Here is a 23,254-nt window from a genome sequence, read left to right on the forward strand (position 1 = left end):
CAATGAGGTTTGGGGCCAGGCGGGGCTCAGCCGAGGGCGGCCACGCCCGGCAGTGTCTTGCCCTCCATCCATTCGAGGAACGCGCCGCCCGCGGTGGAGACATAGCTGAAACGCCCTGCCGCACCGGCCTTGTTCAGCGCGCTGACGGTATCCCCGCCGCCCGCCACGGACGTGAGCTTGCCCATCGCCGTGAGCGTCGCCGCCGCCTCCGCCGCCGCGTTGGTGGCCGCATCGAAAGGCGCGATCTCGAAGGCACCGAGCGGGCCGTTCCAGATCAGCGTCTTCGCGCCTGCGAAAACCTCCCCCAGTCTCGCGACCGTTTCGGGCCCGGCATCGAGGATCATCGCGTCCTCGGGACAGTGATCGACGGGCAGGGTCTCGCTGGCAGCACCCGCCTCGAACGCGCGGGCGACGACGATGTCGACGGGCAGGTGGATTTTGCATCCCGCGGCCCCGGCCTTCGCCATGATCTCCCGCGCCGTCGGGGCCATGTCGTGCTCGGCGAGGCTCTTGCCGATGCCCAAGCCCTGGGCCGCGAGGAAGGTATTGGCCATCCCACCCCCGATGACGAGGTGGTCTACCTTCTCCACGAGGTTGCCTAGAAGATCGAGCTTCGTGGAGACCTTCGCGCCGCCCACCACGGCCACGACCGGGCGCTCCGGGTTGCCGAGGGCCGCTTCCAGCGCTTTGAGTTCGGCCTCCATGAGCCGGCCCGCGCAAGAGGGCAGGTGATGCGCCACCCCCTCTGTCGAGGCATGGGCACGGTGCGCCGCCGAGAAGGCATCGTTGCAATAGACATCACCCAGCGAGGCGAGGAATTGCGCCATGCGCGGGTCGTTGGCCTCCTCCATGTCGGTGAAACGGGTGTTTTCCACGAGGATCACGCGGCCCGCGTTCTCTTCGAGAAAGTCCCGGCTCGGCCGCTCCACGAATAGGACCTCCGCCCCGATGGCCGCGCCGAGCGCGGGCACGAGCTGGCGCAGGGAAAATGCCGGATCGGGCTTGCCCTTGGGCCGCCCGAAATGCGCCAGGAGCACGGGCGTGCCGCCTTGAGACAGGATGTGCTGCACAGTCGGCACGATGCGCTCGATCCGTGTTGCATCAGTCACCTTGCCGTCCTGCATGGGGACGTTGATGTCCACCCGTGTCAGGACGATCTTCCCCGTGATCTCCATCTCGTCGAGCGTCTTCCAGGCCATGGTGCATCCTCCCTTTTGCGATTGTTACCAGACCATCCCGGCGAAAACATCAAGGCCCCTTTCCCTCCCCCGGCCCACGCCCTAGGGTCCGCGCCGACAGATAAAGGAGAGCCAAATGGCCGAGATCAAAGACCCCGAGAACACGATCCTCATGGAGCTGAAGGGCGGCACCGTCACGATCGAGCTCCTGCCCGATGTGGCGCCCGAGCACGTCGCGCGGATGAAGGAGCTCGCGCGCGAAGGCGCCTATGACAACGTGGCGTTCCACCGGGTGATCGACGGGTTCATGGCGCAGACGGGCGACGTGGCCAACGGCAACATGGAGAAGGATTTCAACATCCGCATGGCCGGCACGGGCGGCTCCGAGAAGCCGGATCTGCCCGCCGAGTTCTCCAAGGTGCCCCATGCGCGCGGCTCGCTCGGCGCAGCACGGAGCCAGAACCCGAACAGTGCGAATTCGCAGTTCTTCATCAATTTCAAGGACAACGATTTCCTCAACGGCCAGTACACGGTCTACGGGCAGGTGATCGAGGGCATGGAGCACGTGGACGCGATCACGCGCGGCGAGCCGCCCATGAACCCGGACCGGATGATCTCGGTCAAGGTGGCCGCCGATGCGTAGGCTTGCGCTCGCATTGAGCCTCCTCGCCGGGCCCGCCGCGGCCACGGGGATCGAGATCGACGTCGACGGCGCCCATGTGCAGGGCACCATCGCCATCGACCTCTTCGAAGAGGTCGCGCCCAACCACGTGGCCCAGATCACCGCGCTCGCCGAGCAGGGGTTCTACGACGACGTGTATTTTCACCGTGTGATCGACGGCTTCATGGCGCAGACCGGAGACGGCGAATTCGGCACCGTGGGCGGCAACCTGCGGCGCGCGGGCACGGGCGGCTCTGATCTCGGCAACATCGACGCCGAGTTCTCCGATCTGCCCTTCGTGCGCGGCACCGTGGGCATGGCGCGCAGTCAGAGCCCCGACAGCGCCAATAGCCAGTTCTTCATCATGTTCGCCGAGGGAGACTTCCTCAACGGGCAGTACACGGTGGTGGGCGAAGTGACGGCGGGCCTCGACGTGCTCGACGGGATCAAGCGCGGTGACGGCTCCACGCTCCAGGTCACGGGCGAGCCGGATCACATGTCCGCAGTGCGTGTCACCGACTAACCTCTGCGCAATTGGCGTCTCCAAACGCCTTCGAAGATTATGAAAAGGCGTGCGCGCCCGGCGGCGGCCGGGGCGCACCACGGGTGTCACAAGCGCGTGTGCGGGCTAGGCGGAGCCGCGACATTCTGTCAGGTCTCTCCCGGTACTAGAGGAGACCCCCGATGCCCCGCATGCTTCGCACACTCGCGCTCGCGTTCCTCCCGATCCTGCCTCAACCACTCCTTGCGCAGGCCCCTGCCGAGGCCGCCCCGCAGTTCTGGTCGGTGGAGTGGGGCGACACCGATTTTTCCACCAACACGCTCGAAAGCTGGACGGAAGTGATGTCCGGCGGGCCGCCGAAAGACGGCATTCCTTCCATCGAGAACCCCAACTTTCAGTCCGTCGCGGACGAGACCGAGATCGGCAACCGGGAGCCCGTCATCACCGTGGAGATCGAAGGCGCGGTTCCCCGGGCCTATCCGATCCGCTACCTCACCTGGCATGAGATCGTGAATGACGAGGTGGCCGGCATCCCCATCGCCGTCACCTTCTGCCCGCTCTGCAATTCCGGCATCACCTTCGACCGTCGCGTGGCGGGCCGCGTGCTTGAATTCGGTGTCTCGGGAAAGCTCCGCAACTCCGACATGATCATGTATGACCGCCAGACCCAGAGCTGGTGGCAGCAGGCCGTGGGCGAAGGCATCGTGGGGGAGCTGACGGGGGTGGAGCTCGAAACGCTGCCGACCTGGATGGAGAGCTGGGCCGAATTCCGGGAGCGCAACCCCGAGGGAGCCGTCATGATGCGGCCCACGGGCTTCAACCGGCCCTACGGCCAGAACCCCTACGTGAACTACGACAGCTCCAGCAGGCCCTTCCTCTACAATGGCGAGAACCCGCCCCATGGCATCAACCCCCTCGTGCGGGTCGTGCGCGTGGGAGACCGGGCCTGGCCGCTCACGCGGCTCTCCGAGGAGGGCGAGATCGTGGAGGCGGGTATCCGCATGACCTGGCGCGCAGGCCAGGCCTCTGCGCTCGACGCCCGTTCCATCGCCGAGAGCCGGGACGTGGGCACGGTGCGCGTCTTCGATGCCGAGACCGGCGAGAACCTCGCCCATGACGTGATGTTCGCCTTTGCCTACCATGCCTTCTGGCCCGATGGGACGTGGATGCTCGGCTCCTAGTCTCGCTTGCATTCTCGGGGCGCTCCTTTAGCTCTGCGGCAATCGACGCGAAGGAGCCCCCATGGAAATCAGAGCCAACTATCCCAGCCTCGTGGGCCAGACTGTGCTGCTCACGGGCGGCGCGTCGGGCATCGGCGCAGACATCGTGCGCGGGTTCACCCAGCAGGACGCACGTGTCGGTTTCGTCGATTTCGACGCCGACGGGGCCGCCGCACGGGCCGAGGAAACTGGCGCCGCCTACGAGGTGGCCGATCTTCGCGACATCGCCGCCCTCAAGCGCGCCTTCGCCAATCTCATCGCGCGTCTCGGGCCCCCGAAGGTGCTCGTCAACAACGCCGCGCGGGACGATCGCCACGGCTGGGAGACGGTGACGGAGGAATATTACGACGAGCGCATCGCTGCGAACCTGCGCCACATGTTCTTCGCCACGCAGGCCTGCGCGCCCGCGATGATCGAGGCCGGGCGGGGCGGCTCCATCGTCAACATGGGCTCCAACAGCTGGTGGGAGAGCTCTGGCGGCATGCCCGTCTACACGACCTCGAAGGCCGCCGTGCACGGTATGACGCGAAGCTTTGCCCGCGATCTGGGGCCACACCGCATCCGGGTGAACACCGTGGTGCCGGGCTGGATCATGACGGACCGGCAAAAGGAGCTCTGGGTCACCGAGGACGCGCTGAAGGCGCATCTCGCCAACCAGTGCACGCCCGACCCGATCCAGCCTTCCGAGGTGGCCGAGATGGTGATGTTCCTCGCCTCGGACGCCGCAAGTGCCTGCACGGCGTCGAACTTCTTCGTCGAGGCTGGCAGCGTCTGACGCAACGGCGCGCTGGCTTGGGGCAGGGGCCCCGGCTAATTGACGCGCAGGTCAATTTCGGGAGGACACCATGGCAGACGCGAAAGCCACATTCGATTTCACCGGCAAGAACGTCTTCGTCGTCGGCGGCACGTCGGGCATCAACCTCGGCATCGCCGAGGCCTATGCCGCAGCAGGCGCACGCGTGGCCGTCGCCTCCCGCAAGCAGGACAAGGTCGACGCCGCCGTGGCCAAGCTCGGCGATGGCGCGCTGGGCTATGCCTATGACGTGCGCAACTACGATGACGTCGCCGCGGGCTTTGCTGCCTTCGAAGAGGCGGCGGGCAAGATCGACGTGCTCGTCTCCGGCGCCGCCGGCAACTTCCCGGCCCCCGCCGTGGGCCTTTCTCCGAACGGCTTCAAATCCGTGGTCGACATAGACCTCATCGGTACCTTCCACGTGATGCGCGCGGCCCATCAGCACCTCGCGCGGCCGTCTGCGATCATCAACATCTCCGCGCCGCAGGCGGTGCAGGCGATGCCGTTCCAGATCCATGTCTGCGCGGCCAAGGCCGGGGTCGACATGATTACCAAATGCCTCGCCATCGAATGGGGCGCGGAGGGAATCCGCGTGAACTCCGTGATCCCCGGTCCCATCGAAGGAACCGAGGGCATGGAGCGCCTCGCGCCGGGAGAAAAGATGAAGGCGGCGGTGAAGAAATCGGTGCCAATGAACCGCATGGGCACGCCAGATGACGTGGCAGAGGTCTGCCTTTTTCTCGGGTCTGAGGCCGGTCGCTACGTCTCAGGCTCCATCATCGGGGCCGATGGCGGCTGGTCCATCGCCCGGGCGCGCATCGACCAACTCATGGGAATGTAACGAAAAACTTCTGCCCTAGGCTGAATTCCGCCTGAAATCACAACCTCAGGTATTCCTGACTTCCACGTCAAGCGCCGCGCAGGCATGCTACCTGCGCGGCGTTTATTTTTGCCGCGATCACATTTTCAGACGAACTCATTTTGGAGAAAAGTCATGCCCAAGGACCGGATTGAATCCGCCTATCGCGTGCGTGTGGAAGCCGCCAATGCGGCCAAGAACAGGCACCATCCCCCCCACAAGGCCAACCGTGACGAGCAGCGCTATGCGTCCGTCCACTACGCCATGTCTTTCACCAAGGGTCTCGATCATGATGCCACCACCGGCCTCGTCGTCGATCCCACGCATTTCGACGCGTTCCGCACTTGCATCGATGAAGGCTGGGTGGAGCCCTTCACCTCTCGTGTGCCCGTGCCCACTGATCCCGAATGCGGCCGCCGGAAGTGGGAAGCGCCCACAGCCGGGGTCGCCTACGATTTGCAGGGCCCCGATGCGCAGGCGGTCACGATGCCGCCGGCGCCGGAGCTCTGTTCGGACGAGTTGGCCTTCGAGATGGCAGAAGTCTACGAGATCGCGCTCTTGCGCGATGTGCCGCTGACGAGCTTTGACGCGGGCGGCGGGGCCGGGGAGGCCGATATCGACGCCGCGCTCGGGCGCCTGAATGGCATGGATTATGTGGCCAACGCGTTTCCCGGCCGTGCGCGCGCCAATGATGGCGGGCAGCTCACTCGGCAGACGATTTTCCGCGGCTCGAGCCCGGGTTGCGATCTCGGGCCGTACCTGTCGCAGTTCATGATCATGGGCAACGATACCCTCGCCGGGTCGTCGGTGGCCGATGGCTTCGTGTCCTACGGCGCGCAGCGGATCGACCAGCGGGTGCCTGTGGCCATCCCCGGCCAGGATCACATGCAGCTCTGGCAGGATTGGCTCGACGTCCAGCAAGGGTTCGACGTGAACTCCGCCGGCAAGGGCAAGAACAACAAGCCCTGTTCCGCGGGGCAGAACTTCCAGGACGCGCCGCGCTTCATCTGCACACCGCGGGATCTCGCGACCTACGTGCACTACGACGCGCTCTACCAGGCCTACCTGAACGCGACGCTGATCCTGCTCGGGCACGGCGCGCCCTTCGATCCTGGCTTTGCCAAGCTTTCCGGCATGCGGGACATGTTCAATCCCATCACCAATGCCCGGGTGCCGCAGAATGCCGGGGGCTTTGCGCTCTATGGCGGGCCGCACATCCTGACGCTGGTGACGGAGGTGGCGACGCGGGCGCTCAAGGCCGTGCGATACCAGAAGTTCAACAATCACCTGCGCTTGCGCCCCGAAGCTCTCGCGGGTCGCGTGCATCGCGCGTCCGAGATCGACGCGGCGTTCCCGGCCACCTGCGGGGCCTTCGAGAAGCTCCACGAGCAGATGAAGGAGACGGTGCACGCGGTCAAAGACTTCAACAAGAAGACCTGTGGAGAGGCCACCGCGCTTCTGCCGATGGCCTTCGCGGAAGGCTCGCCCATGCATCCGACCTACGGCGCGGGCCATGCCACCGTCGCGGGGGCCTGCACGACCATCGTGAAGGCCTATTTCGACACCGGCGCGGTGCTCGGCACGAAGAAGACCGACGACGGGTGTAGCGCCGGGCGCATCGGCTTTTTCCACGACATCGAGGAGGCGATCCATTTTCAGACCGTGGACAAGGGAGAGGCGCTGGAGCGATGCGCGAGCCCGTGCCCGCTCACGCTGGAAGGGGAGCTCAACAAGCTCGCCGCCAATATCTCCATCGGACGTAACATGGCCGGGGTGCACTATTTCTCCGATTACTACGACAGCCTGCGCATGGGCGAGGCCATCGCCATCGGAATGCTTGAGGAACAAGCCCTGTGCTATCCGACCGATGACTTCGTGATGTCCATCCCGACTTTCGATGGAGACCTCGTCCGCATCGGGGCGAAGTAGGAAGCAATGGGCTCCTGACTGCGTCGCGCGGCCCGTTCACCCCGGGGGCAGCGGCGGAGGGTCAGGAGTGTGCCGGGGGGCACAGACCGTACGCCGCGCGACCACCACCCGTACGCAAGACGTATGGACACGGTGGGTCGCCGGTCCCGCCCCGAGACCCGTAACACAGGTCCGGGGCGGGCGGTTTTGCCAGGCCGCCGCCCAGAGCCGCTCCGCGTCGAGTGATGTCTTAGGCTGGCCCGGAAATGAAAAACGCCGCCCCGGCTGGGGCGGCGTTTACGTTGTCTCTGGCGAAGGCGCCTATTCGGCGACGACGGGCGCCTCCGGGTCCATCGTCGTCGGCACGCCTTGCCGCTCGCGGCGGGCATCGTTGTAGATCGCCTTCACCAGCGCGACCCCTTGCAGCACCATCACCACCGAGAAGGGCAGCGCCCCGATCACCATGGCCGTCTGGATCGCGCGCAGGCCGCCCGCCGGGTCGCTCTCCGTGGCGCCCGCGATAAGGAGGCCCGCTACGACCGCGCCGAGCGCGATACCCCAGAAGTAGATGTGGGGCCGTGCCTTCGGGCCTTCGTCGCCCGCCGCGTTGATCGTGTTGACGATCAGGACGGCGGAGTCCGCCGTGGTCACGAGGTAGGTGAGCAGGAGCACCACGATCACCATGGACATCAGGTAGCCCAGGATGCCCGGCAGCATGTAGACGACGGCGGCGAAGATCTTGTCGCCGTCCGGCGCGCTGTTGATGAGGCCGTTGGCCCCGCCGGTGAGCTCCAGGTCGATCGCCGTACCGCCGGCCCAGGTGAACCAGACAAAGCACATGAGCGAGGGCACGATGATCGCACCCAGCACGAATTCCCGGATCGTCCGACCCTTGGAGATGCGCGCCAAGAAGAGGCCCACGAAGGGCGCAAACGCGATCCACCAGGCCCAGTAGAAGACGGTCCAGCCGCCTTGCCAGCCCTCGAGCTGCGTGGCGACCGAGCCTTCCACCCCGTCACCCTGCCAGACGGTGAACATCATCGAGGGGAGCGCGACAAGATAGTCCCAGACCCCGAAGATGAGCGCCTGCAGGCCAAAGAACGTCGACCCGAAGAACAGGAAGAAGAGCAGGAGGAAGATCGAGAGCCCCATGTTGAGGTTCGAGAGCCACTTGATCCCCTTTCCAACGCCCGAGAGCGCCGAGAGCGTGGAAAGGCCCATGATCACGAAGATCGCCACGAGGACACCGGTCACATTGGCCGTGCCCGCCTCGTTGGTCAGGCCGCCGATGCCGATGCGCTGAAGCCCCGCCACGAATTGCTCCACGCCGAAGCCCAGCGTCTGCGCCACGCCGAGGATCGTCGCCACCACGGCTACGATATCGACGAGCGAGCCCAGCGGACCCGCAAGCGCCCGGCCGAAGAGCGGCGTGAGCGAGGAACGCATGGTGAGCGGCAGCCCGCGGCGATAGCAGAAGAAGCCGAGCGCGAGGCCCGCGACCGCATAGGAGGCCCAGGCACCAAGGCCCCAATGCAGGAAGGACCACTTGTAGGCGTTGCGGATGTTGTCCTCCGCGCCGCCGGTCGCGAGGCCCTTGATGACGTCGGGGTTGTTGCCGAAGTGGTAGACGGGCTCGGCCACGGCCCAGGTGAGCATGCCCACCCCGATGCCCGCGCCGAACATCATGGAAAACCACGAGAAGTTGGAGAATTCGGGTGTGTCCCCATCGAGCCCGAGCTTGAGCCGCCCGGCCGCGGGCCAGAGCGCGAGGCCAAAGCACAGGATGATGAAGAACGCGACGATGTAGATGTACCAGGAGGCGGTGTTGGACAGGATGAAGCTGTTGATCGCGTTCAGAACCGTGCCGGCCTGCTCCGGGAAGACCACGGCCCAAACGACGAGGGCCGCGATGATGATCTTTGAAATGACTGCGACATTCTTGGAAAAACCCGAATAAAAACCGCTACTTGCGGTCTTGATATCGAGCTCCATGAGAGGAGGTTTGATGGACATGCGGACTCCCAACCTGTTGTTGTTGTGCCGCCAACACATCACAGGCTGATCGGTTCCCAAAGGAATTTCTCGAGATGCCCAAATTCTGGGCACCAAACGCGCTTGTCGTAGCCGGGCCGCGAGGGGGCCTGTCCGGTGCAAGACGCAGGCTTGATCTGGCAGCCCTCGGCCGGGCCGCCGGGCTCCGACCTAGAGCTGGCGCAGGCTGTCGAGGACTGCGTCGAACGCGCCAGGATGGATGCCGGTATCTGCCCATTGGAGGAGGATGGTCACGGTCTCGTCGCCTGCCACATAGGCGCGGTAGATCAGCGCCATGTCGCCCTCGGGGAAGCTCTGCTGCCCCACCGTCTGCGCTGCGGAGCTGACCCCCGGCACGGTGATCGGCCCCGGCTCCGTGAGGAAGGTGACGTCAAAGCCCGCGATCTTCATCATGAGCGGAGCTTCCTCGATGATACCCTGCATCACCAAGATGGGCAGGAGAGCGTCCGGCGCCTGGGTCGCCTGTGTGTAGACATGGGCGCGCAGCCCCGCGGGGCCGCCCGCGGCGTCGGAGGTGAAATTGGCGATGTTGGTGACCTCGCCCAAGGACGCGAAGCTGTCTCCCGCCGCGGAGATTTCTGCCGGTGTCATCGCGCGCCAGCTCGTGGGGATCTGCATTTCGACATCGGCCAAGGGCAGCGTGACGGGCGTGAGTGCGCCGTCGAAGGCCGCCGCGCTTTCGCCGGAAAAGACATCGTCGAGGCCCGGGCCGCTCGCCTCGTCGCCGAAGATCACGAAGACGCCAGCCGCGCCCAGAAGCGCTGCGGCACCGATCCAGAGCTTCCAGTTCGTGCCCTTCCGTTTCCGCTCGGCGGGAGCGTGGGCCTTGGGCTGCTGCGGGCTGGGCCGCTTCGCCTCGATCCGGGCCAGTCGTTCCGCGAATTCCGTGCTGGGCATGGTGCCTCCATCCAATCATCCAGTGCGCGCCGCGGTCCTTGCTGTCCGGGCCCGCGCGCCGCGTCAGTGCTCGCGCGTGGAATAGTGGTAAAAATCGGCGGAACTATGGCCCGTGGGCGCGGGATCGAAGCCAATCTGGACGAAGCCGTGGCGCTGGGGCAGGCTGACCCGAATGAGTGACCCCGGATGATGCGCGCCTTCTCCGAGACATCTTATGTCATCTGCACCACGCCGCGCAGTGGGAGCACGATGCTCTGCGGGCTTTTGCGGTCCACAGGGGTGGCGGGGTGGCCCGAGTCGCATTTCCATCGGCCCGCCCTCGGGTCCTGGCTCGCAGATCATGGCCTCGCGCAGGAGGATTACGCCAGCGACGCGGCAGCCTGCGAGGCCGTCTTCGCGGCTGCAATAGAGCGCGGGAAGGCGGGTGGTGACGTGTTCGCCCTGCGCCTCCAGCGGGACAGCTTCCCCTTCTTCTTCGAGACACTCGCGCGCCTCGTCCCAGATCGGGCGGGTGACGCTGCGCGCTTCGAGCAGCTCTTCGGACAGACGCGTTTCATCCATCTCTTTCGCGGTGACCCGGTCGATCAGGCGATCTCGCGCCTGCGTGCGGAGCAGACCGGCCTCTGGCACCGCCGGGCGGATGGGTCCGTGCTCGAACAGGAGGCGCCGACGCTGCCACCTGGCTACGACCGCGCGGAAATCGAAGCCCATGTGACAGCCATCACCGCGCAGAATGACGCGTGGATGCGCTGGTTCGCCCGGGAAGGGATCATGCCAATCCAAGTACGCTACGAGGACCTCGCGGCCGCACCCAAGAAAACCCTGCACGACCTGCTCGCGGCGCTCGGTCTCGATGCCGGGCGCGCCGAAGCCGCGCAGGTTCAGACGGCCCGGCTCGCGGATGTGACGAACAGGGCGTGGCGGCAGCGCTTTGACGCCGGGCGATAGAGCCCCGCGTCAGATCCCTGGGATCAGCCGATCTGCACGAGCGCGTGGCGCTTCTTGCCGGCCGAAAGCTTGATCGGGGAGCTCAGGGCCGCGGCGTCGAGCATGAGGCCCGCATCCGTGAGCGGCGCGTCGTCGAGGCGCGCGCCGTTCTCCGCGATGAGGCGCTTGGCCTCCTTGCCGGATTTCGCAAGGCCCGCGCGGGTGATGAGCTGCACGATGGAGATCCCGTCTCCCACATCGGCGGCGGAGAGGGTGAGGGTGGGCAGGTCATCGCCCACGCCGCCCTTCTCGAAGACCTCGCGCGCCGTGGCTTCCGCCGCCGCGGCGGCCTCCGCGCCATGGAGGAGGGTCGTGACCTCGTTCGCCAGCCTGATCTTGGCCGCATTGATTTCCGCGCCGTCCAAGGCACCCAGCCGGTCGCACTCGTCGACGGGAAGCTCGGTGAAGAGCTTGAGGAAGCGGCCCGTGTCGGCATCGGTCGTGTTGCGCCAGAACTGCCAGAACTCGTAGGGCGAGAGCATGTCGCCGTTGAGCCAGGCCGCGCCATTCGCCGATTTGCCCATCTTGCGGCCATCCGACGTCGTCAGGAGCGGGGTCGTGAGGCCGAAGATCTCCGTCTCCGCCACGCGGCGGGTGAGGTCGATGCCGTTGACGATGTTGCCCCATTGGTCGGAGCCGCCCATCTGCAGGAGGCAGCCGTAGCGGCGATTGAGCTCGAGGAAGTCGTAGGCCTGCAGGATCATGTAATTGAACTCGAGGAAGCTGAGGCTTTGCTCCCGGTCGAGGCGGCTCTTGACGCTTTCAAAGCTCAGCATCCGGTTCACCGAGAAATGCCGCCCGATATCGCGCAGGAAGTCGAGGTAATTGAGCCCGTCGAGCCATTCGGCGTTGTTGAGCATCAAAGCATCGCTCTCACCATCGCCATACGTGATGAGCTTGGCGAAGACCTGCTTCATGCCCGCGATGTTGGCGTCGATCTGCTCGGGGCCGAGGAGCGGGCGTTCGTCGGAGCGGAAGCTCGGATCGCCCACTTTTGTCGTCCCGCCGCCCATGAGCGTGATGGGCTTGTGGCCGGTCTTCTGGAGCCAGCGCAGCACCATGATGTTCATCAGGTGCCCCACATGGAGCGACTGCGCCGTGGCGTCGTAGCCAATATAGGCCGGCACCGTCCCCGCCACCATTGCCTCGTCGAGCGTCTGCATGTCCGTGCAATCCGCCAGGAAACCCCGCTCGACCATGACCGAGAGGAATTCCGATTTCGGGTGATACGTCATTTGCCTTGCTCCGCGGGGTGCTGCGCGGCATGGCTATAAGAAAGATCAAGGGGCAGGGGAAGTGGTGGCGTGCGCGTGATAGGGACGATGTCTGGGACCTCGCTCGACGGGGTGGACGCAGCGGTGCTCGAGACCGACGGCGTGGATATCCAGGGCTTCGGGCCCACCGCCTTCCGGCCCTATGCCGAGGACGAGCGCGCGGTCCTGCGCGCGGCGCTGGGCTCCTGGCGGGCCGATGATGCGGCGGCGCTCGTGGAGGCCGCCCACGAGGAGCTTCTGCACGATTTCGAGGCGCCCGATCTCGTGGGCTTTCACGGCCAGACTCTCGCCCATGACCCCGGCGGGCACGGCACCTACCAGGCCGGTGATGGCGCTCAGCTCGCCGATACGCTGGGCTGGCCCGTGGCGTGGGATTTCCGCACGGCGGATGTGCAGATGGGCGGGCAGGGCGCGCCGCTCGCGCCCTTCTATCACTGGGCTTGCGCGCGCTGGGCAGGCTGCGAGCGCCCGGTGGCCTTCCTCAATCTCGGCGGCGTGGGCAATCTCACCTGGGTGGATCCAGCGAGCGATGTGCCCGAGGCGCCGGGCGTGCTTCTGGCTTTCGATACCGGGCCCGCGAACGCGCCGCTCGATGACCTCCTGCGCGCGCGGCGCGGCGCGGCGCGGGACGAGGGCGGGACGCTCGCGCGGGAGGGCGAGGTCGACATGGCGCTGATCGAACGCTTCCTCGGGCATCCGTATTTCTCCAAGGTGCCGCCAAAATCGCTCGACCGGGATGCCTTCGCAACGGCGCTCGATGTCTCCGGGCTAGGCGACGCCGACGCCGCGGCCACGCTTACGGCGGCGGTGGCGGCGAGTGTGAGCGTGGGGCTTGAGGCCTGCCCCTCCGTGCCCGAGCGCGTCTTCGTCACCGGCGGCGGTCGCCATAACGCGACGATGATGGAGATGATCGCGGCGGGGGCAGATTGTCCCGTCCTGCCGGTCGAAGAGATCGAGCTCGATGGCGACATGCTCGAGGCGCAGGCCTTCGCCTATCTCGCCGCGCGGGTGGCGCAGGGGATGCCGACGACCTGCCCGGGCACGACCGGGGTGATGGCCGTGGTGGGCGGCGGGATCGTCTCACGGCCCGCGTGATCCGGTGGGACGAACGCTCTTGCTGCGCAATTCGCCCAAGCAAAATCCCGGCCGCCGTCCCTTGGACCGCGCTCCGCCTTAGGTGCTACGCAGGATGTCGAAGCCCTCGGGCGCGAGCTCGAACCCTTCGAACTGGAAGCCGGGCGACACGGTGCAGCCCACGAGCGTGTAAGCGCCCGTGGTGCGCGCCGCCTGCCAATGCCCCTTCGGCACGACGATCTGAGGTGTTTCGCCCGCGCTGAGATCGGGGCCGAGCTGGTGATCGCGGGCCGGGCCCGCCTCGCTCGCGGCCATCGACAGGATAAGCGGCGCGCCCGCGTAGAAGTGCCAGATCTCGGCGGCGTCCACGCGGTGCCAGTGGCTCGCCTCCCCGTCGCGCAGGAGGAAATAGATGCACGTCCCAGACGCGCGGCCCGCGCCGCCGGTCTCGCGCCAGGTCTCCTTGTACCAGCCGCCCTCGGGATGGGGCGCGAGCTCCAGCCGGGAGATGATCTGCTCGGGTGTCATGGTCGCTGTCAGTCCGGTGCGGACGGCGGAGATATCATGCGGGGTCATGGAAGGGCCTCGGCGAGTGCTTCGAAATCTGCTGCGCAGATGTCCCATTCCGCGCTTGGTTCAAGGTCGGTTGTCTGGTCCGGCCCGTGCTCCCGGGGGCGGGGCACGAAGGCCGTGGCGAGGCCCGCCGCGCGCGCGGCGGCGAGATCGTCGTTGTGGGCTGCCACCATCATCACCCGGGCCGGCGGAAGGTGCAGCGCCTCGCAGGCCGCCTGATACACGAGCCGGGCCGGTTTGTAAGCCCGGGCGATCTCGGCCCCGAGGATGCAATCCCAGGGCAGGCCGGCGTAGCGGGCGAGCCGCGTCATGAGCGCGATGGAGCCATTGGAGCAGGGCGCGATGATGCGGCGCGCGCGGATCCGCTCGAGGCCCGGGATGACGTCCGGCCACGGATCGAGCTTCTCCCAGGCGCTGGTCAGGTCCGGCGGCGCGCTGACACCGAAGCGCGCCGCCACACGCGCGAGGTTCTCGGCATGGAGCGTATCAAGGCGCACGTAGCCCCGCGCGCCGGACCGGATCTGCTCCATCGCGGGCTGGTATTCCCCGCGCCAGGCATCGGCAAAAGCCGCCCCGTCGACGTCGAGGACGGCCGCGACCTCGCGCGCGACTGCGCTCCGCCAGTCGACACAGGTCCCGAAGACGTCGAATATGAGGGCACTGGGAGAATGTCGGGTCATCGGGTGAGTATGAGACCCCTGGGGAAGATGGGGAAGTCATGGCGAGAATTCTGATCGTGGGCGCGGGGCTCGTGGGAGCCGCGCTGGCCGAACGTTTGGCCGGTGCGGGGCAGGAGGTGATCGTGGTGGCCGAGGGGCCGGGCCCGGCGACCGAGGCCTCCTTCGGTTGGATCAACGCGAGCACGACCCGGGACCCGGCCTATTTCGCGCTGCGCGCCGCGGGAATGGCCGCCTGGGCCCGGCGCGCGCAGGATCTCGGGGCCGCCGCGCCGCGCTGGTGCGGTGCCTTGAGCCTCGACGTGCCGGGCGATGCCGCGCCGCTCCTCGCGCTGGGCTACGAGGTTGCACGGCTGGAAGAGGCGGAGGTCGCGGCGCGCGAGCCGGCTCTTTTCCCGCGCGGACCGGCCCTCTGCTTCGCCACTGAGGGATATCTGGAGACCGGCCCTGCCGCGCGCGCGCTCCTCGACCGCGCCGTGGCGCGAGGGGCCAAGGTCCTCCTCGGCCAGCGGGTCCTCTCCGTCCTCGCCGGGGACGGTGCCGCCGTGGGCGTGGAGACAGAGGCGGGCCTCCTCCTGGCCGATCACACCGTGCTCGCCGCGGGGACGGGCGCGCCCGATCTGCTGGCACCGCTCGGCCTCAGGCTGCCTTTGCGCCCCCGGCCGGGCGATCTCCTCGTGACCGCGCCCGCCCCCGCCATGCTGCGCCATGTGCTCGTGACTCCCGAGCGGGAAATCCGGCAGGACGCTTCGGGCCGCTTCCTCGTGCCGTCCTCCCCGCCGGCCGCGCCGGAAGGACGTATCACAGGCCTCGCGCGCGCTTTCGACATGGACGAGATCGCCGGGGCCTCGCTGGCCGTCCTGCGCAAGCATCTGCCCGTGAAGGATCTGGGCTACGAGCGTATCTTGCGCGCCGCGCGCCCGGTCCCGCGGGACGGCTTCCCCGTCATCGGGGCCACAGGTATCGCGGGGCTCTCCCTCTCGGTGATGCATTCCGGTGCAACGCTCGCCGCCGTCGCCGCCGAGCTTCTGGCAGACGAGCTCACGACAGGCACGGGGCACGATCTGCTCGCGCCCTACCGCCTCGCGCGGTTCCAGGCCTGACGCCCGCCGCGAACCCCGAAACCGTGCGCATGGCCCCGCATCTTTGTGCCCCGTACCTCCGCCGGAGGCCGTCCCGGCACGCGCCTCCGCCGTGGACCTCCGCTCAGCCGCGCAGGATCGACGTCCCGGCATAGGTCGCCGCCTCGCCGAGCGCTTCCTCGATGCGGATGAGCTGGTTGTACTTCGCCAGCCGGTCCGAGCGCGCCAGCGAGCCGGTCTTGATCTGTCCGCAATTCGTGGCCACGGCGAGATCGGCGATGGTGGCGTCCTCGGTCTCGCCCGAGCGATGCGACATCACGCAAGTCATGCGATTGCGGTGCGCGAGGTCCACGGCCGCGAGCGTCTCGGTGAGTGATCCGATCTGGTTCACCTTCACGAGGAGCGCGTTGGCCGCGCCCTTCTCGATCCCGGTCTCGAGGCGGGCAGGGTTCGTGACGAAGAGGTCGTCGCCCACGAGCTGCACCTTGTCGCCGAGCGCCTCGGTAAGCGCGACCCAGCCCTCCCAGTCATCCTCGCCCATGCCGTCCTCGATGGAGATGATGGGATAATCGGCCACGAGCTTTGCGAGGTAGTCGGCATTTTCCTGGGACGAGAGCGAGAGGCCCTCGCCGGCCATCTCGTACTTGCCGTTCTTGTGATACTCGGTGGCGGCGGCATCGAGGGCGAGGAAGATCTCCTCGCCCGGCTTGAAGCCCGCCTTTTCCACGCTCTTCAGGATGAAATCGAGCGCCTCGCGCGAGGAGCTGATATTGGGGGCGAAGCCGCCCTCGTCGCCGATCCCGGTGGAGAGGCCCGCGGCCTTCAGCTCCGATTTCAGCGTGTGAAAGACCTCCGAACCCATGCGCACCGCCTCGCGGATATTGGCGGCGGCCACGGGCATGATCATGAATTCCTGGATGTCGATCGGGTTATCCGCGTGCTCGCCGCCATTGAGGATGTTCATCATCGGCACAGGCAGCACCCGCGCGGAGGTGCCGCCGACGTAGCGGTAGAGCGGCTGTTCGCAGTATTCGGCGGCGGCCTTTGCGGCGGCGAGCGAGACGCCGAGGATGGCGTTGGCACCGAGGCGTCCCTTGTTGTCGGTCCCGTCGAGCTCGATCATGGTGGCGTCGAGCAGGACCTGTTCGGTGGCGTCCATGCCGGCCAGTGCTTCGGCGATCTCGCCGTTCACGGCCGCCACGGCCTCCAGCACACCCTTGCCCTTGTAGCGGGATTTGTCGCCGTCGCGGCGCTCCACGGCCTCGTAGGCCCCGGTGGAGGCGCCCGAGGGCACCGCGGCGCGGCCCATGGAGCCGTCCTCGAGCGTGACATCGACCTCCACCGTGGGGTTGCCCCGGCTGTCGAGGATTTCGCGGGCGAAGATGTCGATGATGGCGCTCATGGCGGGGCTCCCTGATTTCCGTTGCGAGAGCGCTTAACAGGCCCGGGCGCAGGTTTCAAAGGAGGCTCACGCCGCGCGTCGCTTGAGCCGGGCTTCGCGCGCCAGCGTGTAGAGGCCCGAGGCCACGACGATGGCCGCGCCCGTGAGCGTGAGCGCGTCGGGCCGCTCGGCGAAGAAGATCACCCCGATCACGAGCGCGAAGACGAGGCGGGTGTAGCGGAAGGGCGTGACCACCGAGATCTCGCCGATCCGCGTGGCCTGCACGATGGCATAGTAGGCCAGAAGCCCCACGACCACGGCCGCGAGCGCGCGCGGCAGCGTTTGGGTGTCGAGCGCGGCGGTGCCCACGCCGTCAAAGGCCATCAGCAGAAGCCCCGCGGGGATGATGGAGAGAAAGCCCAGCCAGGCGAGCTGGATCGATGGCGTGGCCGGCGGCACGCGGCGCACGGCGATGTCCCGGCCCGCAAGGCCCAGCGTGCCGAGGATCGCGAGGATGGCGGCGGGCTCGAAGGCATCTGTCCCGGGCCGGAGGATGAGCAGGACGCCCACGAGGCCCACGAGGATCGCCGTCCAGCGGCGCCAGCCCACGGCCTCGCCCAGAAAGAGCGCGGCCCCGAGCGTCACGAGGAGCGGCGCCGCCTGCAGGATCGCCGAGGCCAGCGAGAGCGGAATGAGCGCGAGGGCCGAGACGAAGCAGAGCGTGCCCAGCATCTCCATAAGACAGCGCGCGAGGATGGCGGGATGCGCCAGCGCGCGGGAAAGGAGCGGCAGCCCCTGCGCGCGCGCCATGACCGCGAAGACAGGCGCGCCGAGGGCGCCGATGAAAAGGATGACCTGCCCGGGCGGCCAGGAGGCCGAGAGCGCCTTGATCAGCGCATCCTCGGCGGCAAAGCCCGCCATGGCGAGCGTCATGAGGAACGCGCCGCGCAGATTGTCCATGGTCTTGCTCCGGATCAGGTCGGGTGCGGAAAAGCGCGCGCCGCGCAGGCCCCCGCCCGAGGACCCTTAGGCCGCGCGCGGGGCGGGGTCCATCGCCGATCGGGTGCGTGGCGCCATGCGGCTGGCGGGACGGGGACTGTGGCGGCGGATGGCTCGACCCGCCTCACCGCCAAAACGGCTGCTCTGGTATACGGGTCGGTGGGTGGGCGTCTTTCGAGCACGGGCAACGGCCCGCGCGCAGGAACAGCGCCGCCCGCGACCCACGAAAGACGATCACTCGCGCAGGCGGATCATCAGGTGATTGGCTTCCTTGCGCGTCTCGAGGCTCTTGATGTCGCCCACGAGGGTGGAGAGCTTGCGGTAGCCGTAGGTGCGGGTGTCGAAATCGGGCCGCTCGGCCTGGATCGTCTGCCCGATGAGGCCGAGCGAGTACCATTCCCCGTCATGGTCGAGCCGGTCCATGGCCGCCTCGATGAGCGGGAGCGCGTCGGCAGCGGCCTTGCCGCCCTTGCGGGGCGTGGCCTTGGCGCCGGCCTCGGGCTCGGCGATGTTCTCGAGGAAGATGAAGCGGTTGCATACGGTGATCAGCGCCTCTGGCGTCTTCGCCTCGCCGATCCCGATGACCATGAGCCCGTCTTCCCGGAGCCGGTTGGCCAGCGCCGTGAAGTCGCTGTCGGAGCTCACCAGCACGAAGCCGTCGAAGCGGCGGGTGTGCAGGATGTCCATGGCATCGATGACGAGGCCGATATCGGAGGCGTTCTTGCCCTGCGTGTTGGCCGTCTCCTGGTGCGCGTTGAGCCCCAGCGAGCGGATCCGGCTCGACCAACTCTTCAGCTGACCCGAGGACCAGTCGCCATAGACCCGGCGCAGCGCGGGTTCCCCGATGGAGGAGATCTCCTTCAGGATCGCCTCGGCGTGGCGCGCAGGGACGTTGTCGGCGTCGATCAGCACGGCCAGGAGGGGGCGGTCGCGGGTCTGCCCGGTCTCAGCCATTCTTGCGCTTCCTTCCATAGAGCTCGAGCCGGTGGCCCTTGAGCTCGAAGCCGAGCCGCTCGGCGATGCGCTCCTGTAGCGCCTCGATCTCGGGATCGACGAATTCAATCACCTCGCCAGTGGTTATGTCGATGAGGTGGTCGTGGTGATCCCGGTCGGCATCTTCGTAGCGGGAGCGCCCGTCGCCGAATTCGTGGCGCTCGAGGATGCCAGCCTCCTCGAAGAGCTTCACCGTCCGGTAGACGGTGGCGAGCGAAATGCCCGCATCGACGGCCGAGGCGCGGTTGTAGAGCTCTTCCACGTCGGGGTGATCGTCAGCCGCCTCGAGCACCATGGCGATGGTGCGCCGTTGGCCGGTCATGCGCAGGCCCTTGGCCTCGCAGCGTTCGATGATCGTGTCCGACATATGCGCCTCTCGTCCCGTGCCGGGCATACTCCTCCGCCTCGCCAGCCTCAACCGTTGACATCGCACGCCCCCGCGGTCAGCGATGCGGATCATGGCTCCCAAGGATCACCTCGACACGTTCGGCACCGTCTCTCTGGTGGCGTTCGCGCTCCTACTCGCGTTCAACCAGGTGGTGATCGCGGTGGGCGGGGATGGCTGGCAGCCCGTCTTCATGGCCGCGTTGCGTTCCCTCGGCGGGGCGATCGTGCTTTATGGCTGGCTGCGCTTTCGCGGCATCGCCTTCGGGCTCAGCCGGGAAATGTGGCCCACTGCGGCCCTCATGGGCGCCATCTTCGGGCTCGAGTTCATCTTTCTCTTTACTGCGCTCGACCTGACGACGGTGAGCCGGGCCAGCGTGATCTTCTACGCCATGCCGGTCTGGGCCGCGCTCGGCGCGCGGATCTTTCTGGGCGAGAGCGTGGGGCCGGTGAAGCTCGCAGGGCTTGCCGTGGCCTTCGCGGGCATGGCCTGGGCCATCCTCGACGGGCAAGGCGTGGCGGGGGGCTCGCTCGCGGGCGATCTCTGCGCGGTGGCGGCCTCCATCGGCTGGGCCGCGATCCTTCTTGTCGTGAAGGGCAGCAATGTAAAGGACTTGCGCGCCGAAGTTCAGATTTTCTGGCAGGTCCTGCTCTCGATCCCGGTGCTCTTTATCGGGGCGCTCTTCTTTGGGCCGTTGGTGCGAGAACTGGCGCCGATCCACTATGCCGCGCTCGCCTTCCAGATCCTTGCCGTCGTGAGCTTCGGCTTTCTCTTCTGGTTCTGGCTGATCAAAATCTACCCGGCTGCGTCGGTGGCATCCTTCAGCTTTTTATCGCCGGTTTTCAGCGTATTGCTGGGCGCGCTTCTTCTGGGTGAGCAGGTGGGGCCGAGCCTTCTGGGCGCACTAGCGCTCGTGACGCTCGGGCTCGTGCTGATCAACCGCCGCCCGCGTCAAGTGCCGCAGAAAGTCTGAGTGACTTCTTCGCCGGGGGCCGGAGGCCGCGTGAAACGCGGGTCTTCTGGCGCAGTGTAAGGGGTGCGGAGCGCGCCATGGAGCGCCTCGAAGGGCCCGAAATCGTCGTAGACCGCGGATTGGATCGCCTGCTCCACGAGATGGTTGCGCGGAATGAGCGCCGGGTTCGCACCAGACATCAGTGCATGGTCCGGTGAGCGCGCCTGCCAGTCGGCGCGCCAGTCCTCGAAGCCGTCATGTTCGACAGCCTGAGCATCCTCTGCCAAGGCGCGGAAAGTATTCGTGAAATCAGCTTCCGCCTCGGCCATCATCGTCAGGAGCCCGGTGATCAGCTCCACCTCCGCGTCGCCCACCTCCTTCAGGCCCAGCTTCGCGCCGAAGGCCGTGCGCCACGCGCTCTGGTAGGCCGGGGCGAAGCCGTTCACGATCTCTGTGAAGTCCTCGATAGCCGCGTCCCTGTCGGGCATGAGCGGCAGGAGCGCCGTGGCCAGCTGCGCCATGTTCCAGGCGGCGATGTTGGGCTGGTTGGCGTAGGCGTAGCGGCCCATCTGATCGATGGAGGAAAAGACCCGTGCGGGGTCGTAGCCGTCCATGAAGGCACAGGGGCCGTAATCGATGGTGTCACCGGCGATGTGGGCATTGTCGGTGTTCATGACGCCATGGATGAACCCCACCGACATCCAGCGCGCCACGAGCGAAGCCTGCGCCGATACGGCGGCGGCGAGAAGCTCAGCGGGGCCAGCAGCGTCCGGGTAGTGGCGGGCGATGACGTGGGTGGTGAGCGCTTCGAGCGCGTCCACGTCACCCCGTGAGGCAAAGACCTGGAAGGTCCCCACGCGGATATGGGAGCGCGCCACGCGGGTGACGACCGCGCCGGGCAGCGGTGCCTCGCGCAGCACATCCTCGCCGGTCGTCACAAGCGCGAGCGCGCGGGTCGTGGGGATGCTGAGCGCGTGCATGGCCTCGCTGACGAGGTATTCGCGCAGTGCGGGCCCCACCCAGTTGCGCCCGTCACCCATGCGGGAATAGGGCGTCGGCCCCGATCCCTTGAGCTGAATGTCCCAGCGCGCGCCGCCCTTCACCACCTCGCCCAGAAGGATCGCGCGGCCATCGCCGAGCTGCGGGTTCCAGCTTCCGAACTGGTGCCCGGCGTAAAGCGCGGCGAGCGGCTCGGCCCCCTCGGGCACCGCGTTGCCGCCGAAGATCGCGGCTTTGTCCGCGTCGTCCATGTCGGGCAGGCCGAGCTCCGCGGCGAGCGCGTCGTTCCAGGCGCGCAGGCGCGGGGCGCGCACGGGGGTCGCCGGCAGTTTGGTGTAGAAGCGCTCCGGCAGGCGGGCGTAGCTGTTGTCGAAAGGGATCGTTCCCGCGCTCATGTCAGCGTCCGCACCATCAGGCTGTAGCGCTCCCGCGCCTCGAAGCCCGAGCGCGCGTAGCTCCGTCGCGCGGCCTCGTTGCGCATGTCCACCTCGAGCGCGAGTGACATCGCGCCTTTCTCGCCGAGATAATGCGACAGCGCATGGAGCGCGTCGCCGCCGATGCCGCGCCCGCGGACAGCCGGCCTCAGGTAGAATTCGTCGAGATAGGCGTCGAGCCCGCCATATTCGAGCGACCAGCCGTAGCAGACGAGCGCGTAGCCTGCGGGCGCACGTCTCGGCCCGATCAGGAAGACCTCGCCGTGCGGGGAGCCCTCGAGCAGGGGGCTGAGCGCGCGCTGCCGGTGCGCCTCGTCCGTGTCGATGCCTTCCTCGTGGTGAAAGGCCGCCACGAGCGGCGCGAGGATGGGCAAGTCCTCGACAGTGGCCCGATGGATGGCGGTGCGCGGGCTCATAGCGTGGCCAGCCTGTGGGAGAGCAGCGTGAAAAAGCGCGTGCGGTCGCCGTCGCCGAGGAAGGTGGCATTCTTGGGGCGGTCCGTCACGGCCCACCAATCGGCGACGGTCATGCCGCGCGTGAGCGGGCTCTCCACCTCGATCTCCACGTTGATCTCGCGCCCGCTAAAGAGCGTCGGATCGATGAGATGGGCGATCACGCAGGGATCGTGCAGCGGCGCGCCGGCCGAGCCGTACTTGGCGACGTCGAAGCGCTCAAAGAAATCCGTCCACCCCGTCACGGCGTCGCCCACTGGCGTGCCGAGGCCCTTCATGGCCGCAATCCACTCCGCCGAGGTGAGCATCTTGTGGGTAAGATCGAGCGGCGCGACCGTGAGCTTCACGCCGGATTTGAACACCTTTTCAGCGGCTTCCGGGTCCACGTAGATGTTGAACTCGGCGGCGGGCGTGATGTTGCCCACCTCGAAATAGGCCCCGCCCATGAGCACGATCTCCGCGATCCGCCCGGCGATGTCAGGGGCCCGCTCAAGCGCCGTGGCGATATTGGTGAGCGGGCCGAGGGGGCAGAGCGTGACACCGTCGGTGCTGCGCACGGTCTCGATGATGAAATCCACCGCGTGCATCTCTTGCAGCGGCATCGTGGGATCGGCGTGCTCGACCCCGTTGAGCCCGGTCTGGCCATGGACATGCTCCGCCGTGACGAGCGCCCGCCCCATGGGCCGGTCGCAGCCCGCGAAGACGGGCACGTCGGTGCGCCCCGCCAGTTCGCAGACGATGCGGGCATTCTTGGCTGTCAGCTCCAGCGGGACATTGCCCGCCACGGCCGTGATCCCCAGCACCTCGATCTCCTCGGGCGAGGCGAGGGCGAGGAGGATGGCCACGGCATCGTCCTGGCCGGGATCCGTGTCGATGATGATCTTGCGCATGGGGCAGACGTGGTGGGATTTGCGCGCGATGT

At 67.3% G+C, this 23,254-nt stretch carries 23 protein-coding genes; 10 read left to right on the plus strand and 13 right to left on the minus strand.

Annotated features, from left to right (window positions below):
* Positions 1–26: 26 nt before the first annotated feature.
* The gene (locus tag AAFM92_03575) at positions 27–1,199 is read right to left on the minus strand and encodes a phosphoglycerate kinase (protein ID MEL7299443.1); all 1,173 of its coding nucleotides are present in this window, start codon (positions 1,197–1,199) and stop codon (positions 27–29) included.
* A 115-nt stretch (positions 1,200–1,314) separates the two neighbouring features.
* On the opposite strand from AAFM92_03575, the gene AAFM92_03580 reads away from it, so the two are divergent.
* From AAFM92_03580 to AAFM92_03605, 6 genes are all read left to right on the plus strand, one after another.
* The gene (locus AAFM92_03580) at positions 1,315–1,821 is read left to right on the plus strand and encodes a peptidylprolyl isomerase (protein ID MEL7299444.1); all 507 of its coding nucleotides are present in this window, start codon (positions 1,315–1,317) and stop codon (positions 1,819–1,821) included.
* Positions 1,814–2,362: a peptidylprolyl isomerase gene (locus AAFM92_03585; protein ID MEL7299445.1), complete on the plus strand. Its 549-nt coding sequence runs from the start codon at positions 1,814–1,816 to the stop codon at positions 2,360–2,362. Before AAFM92_03580 ends, AAFM92_03585 begins: the two co-directional genes overlap by 8 nt.
* A 161-nt stretch (positions 2,363–2,523) precedes the next feature.
* Complete coding sequence (locus AAFM92_03590; protein ID MEL7299446.1) at positions 2,524–3,522, plus strand: DUF3179 domain-containing protein; 999 nt, start codon at positions 2,524–2,526, stop codon at positions 3,520–3,522.
* 61 nt (positions 3,523–3,583) lie between these two features.
* Positions 3,584–4,336 (plus strand): SDR family oxidoreductase, encoded by a 753-nt coding sequence (locus AAFM92_03595; protein ID MEL7299447.1) that lies wholly within the window; start codon positions 3,584–3,586, stop codon positions 4,334–4,336.
* 70 nt (positions 4,337–4,406) lie between these two features.
* Complete coding sequence (locus AAFM92_03600) at positions 4,407–5,195, plus strand: SDR family oxidoreductase (protein MEL7299448.1); 789 nt, start codon at positions 4,407–4,409, stop codon at positions 5,193–5,195.
* A gap of 153 nt (positions 5,196–5,348) precedes the next feature.
* Entirely contained in the window at positions 5,349–7,142 is a 1,794-nt protein-coding gene (locus AAFM92_03605) for a vanadium-dependent haloperoxidase (GenBank protein MEL7299449.1), read from the plus strand.
* A gap of 300 nt (positions 7,143–7,442) precedes the next feature.
* Here AAFM92_03605 and AAFM92_03610 read toward each other — a convergent pair whose 3' ends face one another.
* Both AAFM92_03610 and AAFM92_03615 read right to left on the minus strand, forming a co-directional pair.
* Positions 7,443–9,134 (minus strand): BCCT family transporter, encoded by a 1,692-nt coding sequence (locus tag AAFM92_03610; GenBank protein MEL7299450.1) that lies wholly within the window; start codon positions 9,132–9,134, stop codon positions 7,443–7,445.
* A gap of 189 nt (positions 9,135–9,323) precedes the next feature.
* A complete protein-coding gene (locus AAFM92_03615) occupies positions 9,324–10,070 on the minus strand; it encodes a hypothetical protein (protein MEL7299451.1) in 747 nt (248 codons plus the stop codon).
* Between the two features lie 186 nt (positions 10,071–10,256).
* Here AAFM92_03615 and AAFM92_03620 point away from each other — a divergent pair, with 186 nt between their 5' ends.
* The gene (locus AAFM92_03620) at positions 10,257–11,018 is read left to right on the plus strand and encodes a Stf0 family sulfotransferase (GenBank protein ID MEL7299452.1); all 762 of its coding nucleotides are present in this window, start codon (positions 10,257–10,259) and stop codon (positions 11,016–11,018) included.
* Between the two features lie 23 nt (positions 11,019–11,041).
* On the opposite strand, the gene tyrS is transcribed toward AAFM92_03620, so the two are convergent.
* Positions 11,042–12,292 (minus strand): tyrosine--tRNA ligase, encoded by a 1,251-nt coding sequence (tyrS, locus tag AAFM92_03625; GenBank protein MEL7299453.1) that lies wholly within the window; start codon positions 12,290–12,292, stop codon positions 11,042–11,044.
* Between the two features lie 69 nt (positions 12,293–12,361).
* On the opposite strand from tyrS, the gene AAFM92_03630 reads away from it, so the two are divergent.
* The gene (locus tag AAFM92_03630; protein ID MEL7299454.1) at positions 12,362–13,426 is read left to right on the plus strand and encodes an anhydro-N-acetylmuramic acid kinase; all 1,065 of its coding nucleotides are present in this window, start codon (positions 12,362–12,364) and stop codon (positions 13,424–13,426) included.
* A 78-nt stretch (positions 13,427–13,504) separates the two neighbouring features.
* Here the strand turns inward: AAFM92_03630 and AAFM92_03635 are convergent, their stop codons facing one another.
* Positions 13,505–13,933, minus strand: coding sequence for a cupin domain-containing protein (locus tag AAFM92_03635; protein ID MEL7299455.1), 429 nt, complete (start codon positions 13,931–13,933; stop codon positions 13,505–13,507).
* Between the two features lie 44 nt (positions 13,934–13,977).
* Entirely contained in the window at positions 13,978–14,658 is a 681-nt protein-coding gene (locus AAFM92_03640) for a haloacid dehalogenase type II (GenBank protein ID MEL7299456.1), read from the minus strand.
* Positions 14,659–14,696: 38 nt separating this feature from the next.
* Between AAFM92_03640 and AAFM92_03645 the strand changes: the two genes are divergently transcribed.
* On the plus strand, positions 14,697–15,758 hold the full coding sequence (locus AAFM92_03645) for an FAD-dependent oxidoreductase (GenBank protein MEL7299457.1): 1,062 nt from the start codon (positions 14,697–14,699) through the stop codon (positions 15,756–15,758).
* Between the two features lie 103 nt (positions 15,759–15,861).
* Here AAFM92_03645 and eno read toward each other — a convergent pair whose 3' ends face one another.
* The 4 genes from eno to AAFM92_03665 form a co-directional block, all read right to left on the minus strand.
* Positions 15,862–17,139 carry a phosphopyruvate hydratase gene (gene eno / locus AAFM92_03650; protein ID MEL7299458.1) on the minus strand — a complete coding sequence of 426 codons (1,278 nt, stop codon included), beginning with the start codon at positions 17,137–17,139 and terminating at the stop codon, positions 15,862–15,864.
* Positions 17,140–17,205: 66 nt separating this feature from the next.
* The gene (locus AAFM92_03655; GenBank protein MEL7299459.1) at positions 17,206–18,078 is read right to left on the minus strand and encodes a DMT family transporter; all 873 of its coding nucleotides are present in this window, start codon (positions 18,076–18,078) and stop codon (positions 17,206–17,208) included.
* Between the two features lie 273 nt (positions 18,079–18,351).
* Complete coding sequence (locus AAFM92_03660) at positions 18,352–19,071, minus strand: NYN domain-containing protein (GenBank protein MEL7299460.1); 720 nt, start codon at positions 19,069–19,071, stop codon at positions 18,352–18,354.
* Complete coding sequence (locus AAFM92_03665) at positions 19,064–19,477, minus strand: Fur family transcriptional regulator (GenBank protein ID MEL7299461.1); 414 nt, start codon at positions 19,475–19,477, stop codon at positions 19,064–19,066. The genes AAFM92_03660 and AAFM92_03665 overlap by 8 nt, the downstream gene beginning before the upstream one ends.
* Positions 19,478–19,568: 91 nt before the next feature.
* Between AAFM92_03665 and AAFM92_03670 the strand changes: the two genes are divergently transcribed.
* Positions 19,569–20,468: a DMT family transporter gene (locus AAFM92_03670; GenBank protein MEL7299462.1), complete on the plus strand. Its 900-nt coding sequence runs from the start codon at positions 19,569–19,571 to the stop codon at positions 20,466–20,468.
* Here the strand turns inward: AAFM92_03670 and AAFM92_03675 are convergent.
* The 3 genes from AAFM92_03675 to AAFM92_03685 are packed head-to-tail and all read right to left on the minus strand — an operon-like array spanning position 20,447 to position 23,222.
* The gene (locus AAFM92_03675) at positions 20,447–21,841 is read right to left on the minus strand and encodes a YdiU family protein (GenBank protein ID MEL7299463.1); all 1,395 of its coding nucleotides are present in this window, start codon (positions 21,839–21,841) and stop codon (positions 20,447–20,449) included. The genes AAFM92_03670 and AAFM92_03675 overlap by 22 nt on opposite strands.
* Entirely contained in the window at positions 21,838–22,296 is a 459-nt protein-coding gene (locus AAFM92_03680) for a GNAT family N-acetyltransferase (GenBank protein MEL7299464.1), read from the minus strand. The genes AAFM92_03675 and AAFM92_03680 overlap by 4 nt, the downstream gene beginning before the upstream one ends.
* Positions 22,293–23,222, minus strand: coding sequence for a nucleoside hydrolase (locus tag AAFM92_03685; GenBank protein ID MEL7299465.1), 930 nt, complete (start codon positions 23,220–23,222; stop codon positions 22,293–22,295). Before AAFM92_03685 ends, AAFM92_03680 begins: the two co-directional genes overlap by 4 nt.
* Positions 23,223–23,254: the final 32 nt, after the last annotated feature.

The sequence above is a fragment of the Pseudomonadota bacterium genome, from assembly GCA_038533575.1.
Classification (GTDB): domain Bacteria; phylum Pseudomonadota; class Alphaproteobacteria; order Rhodobacterales; family Rhodobacteraceae; genus Shimia_B.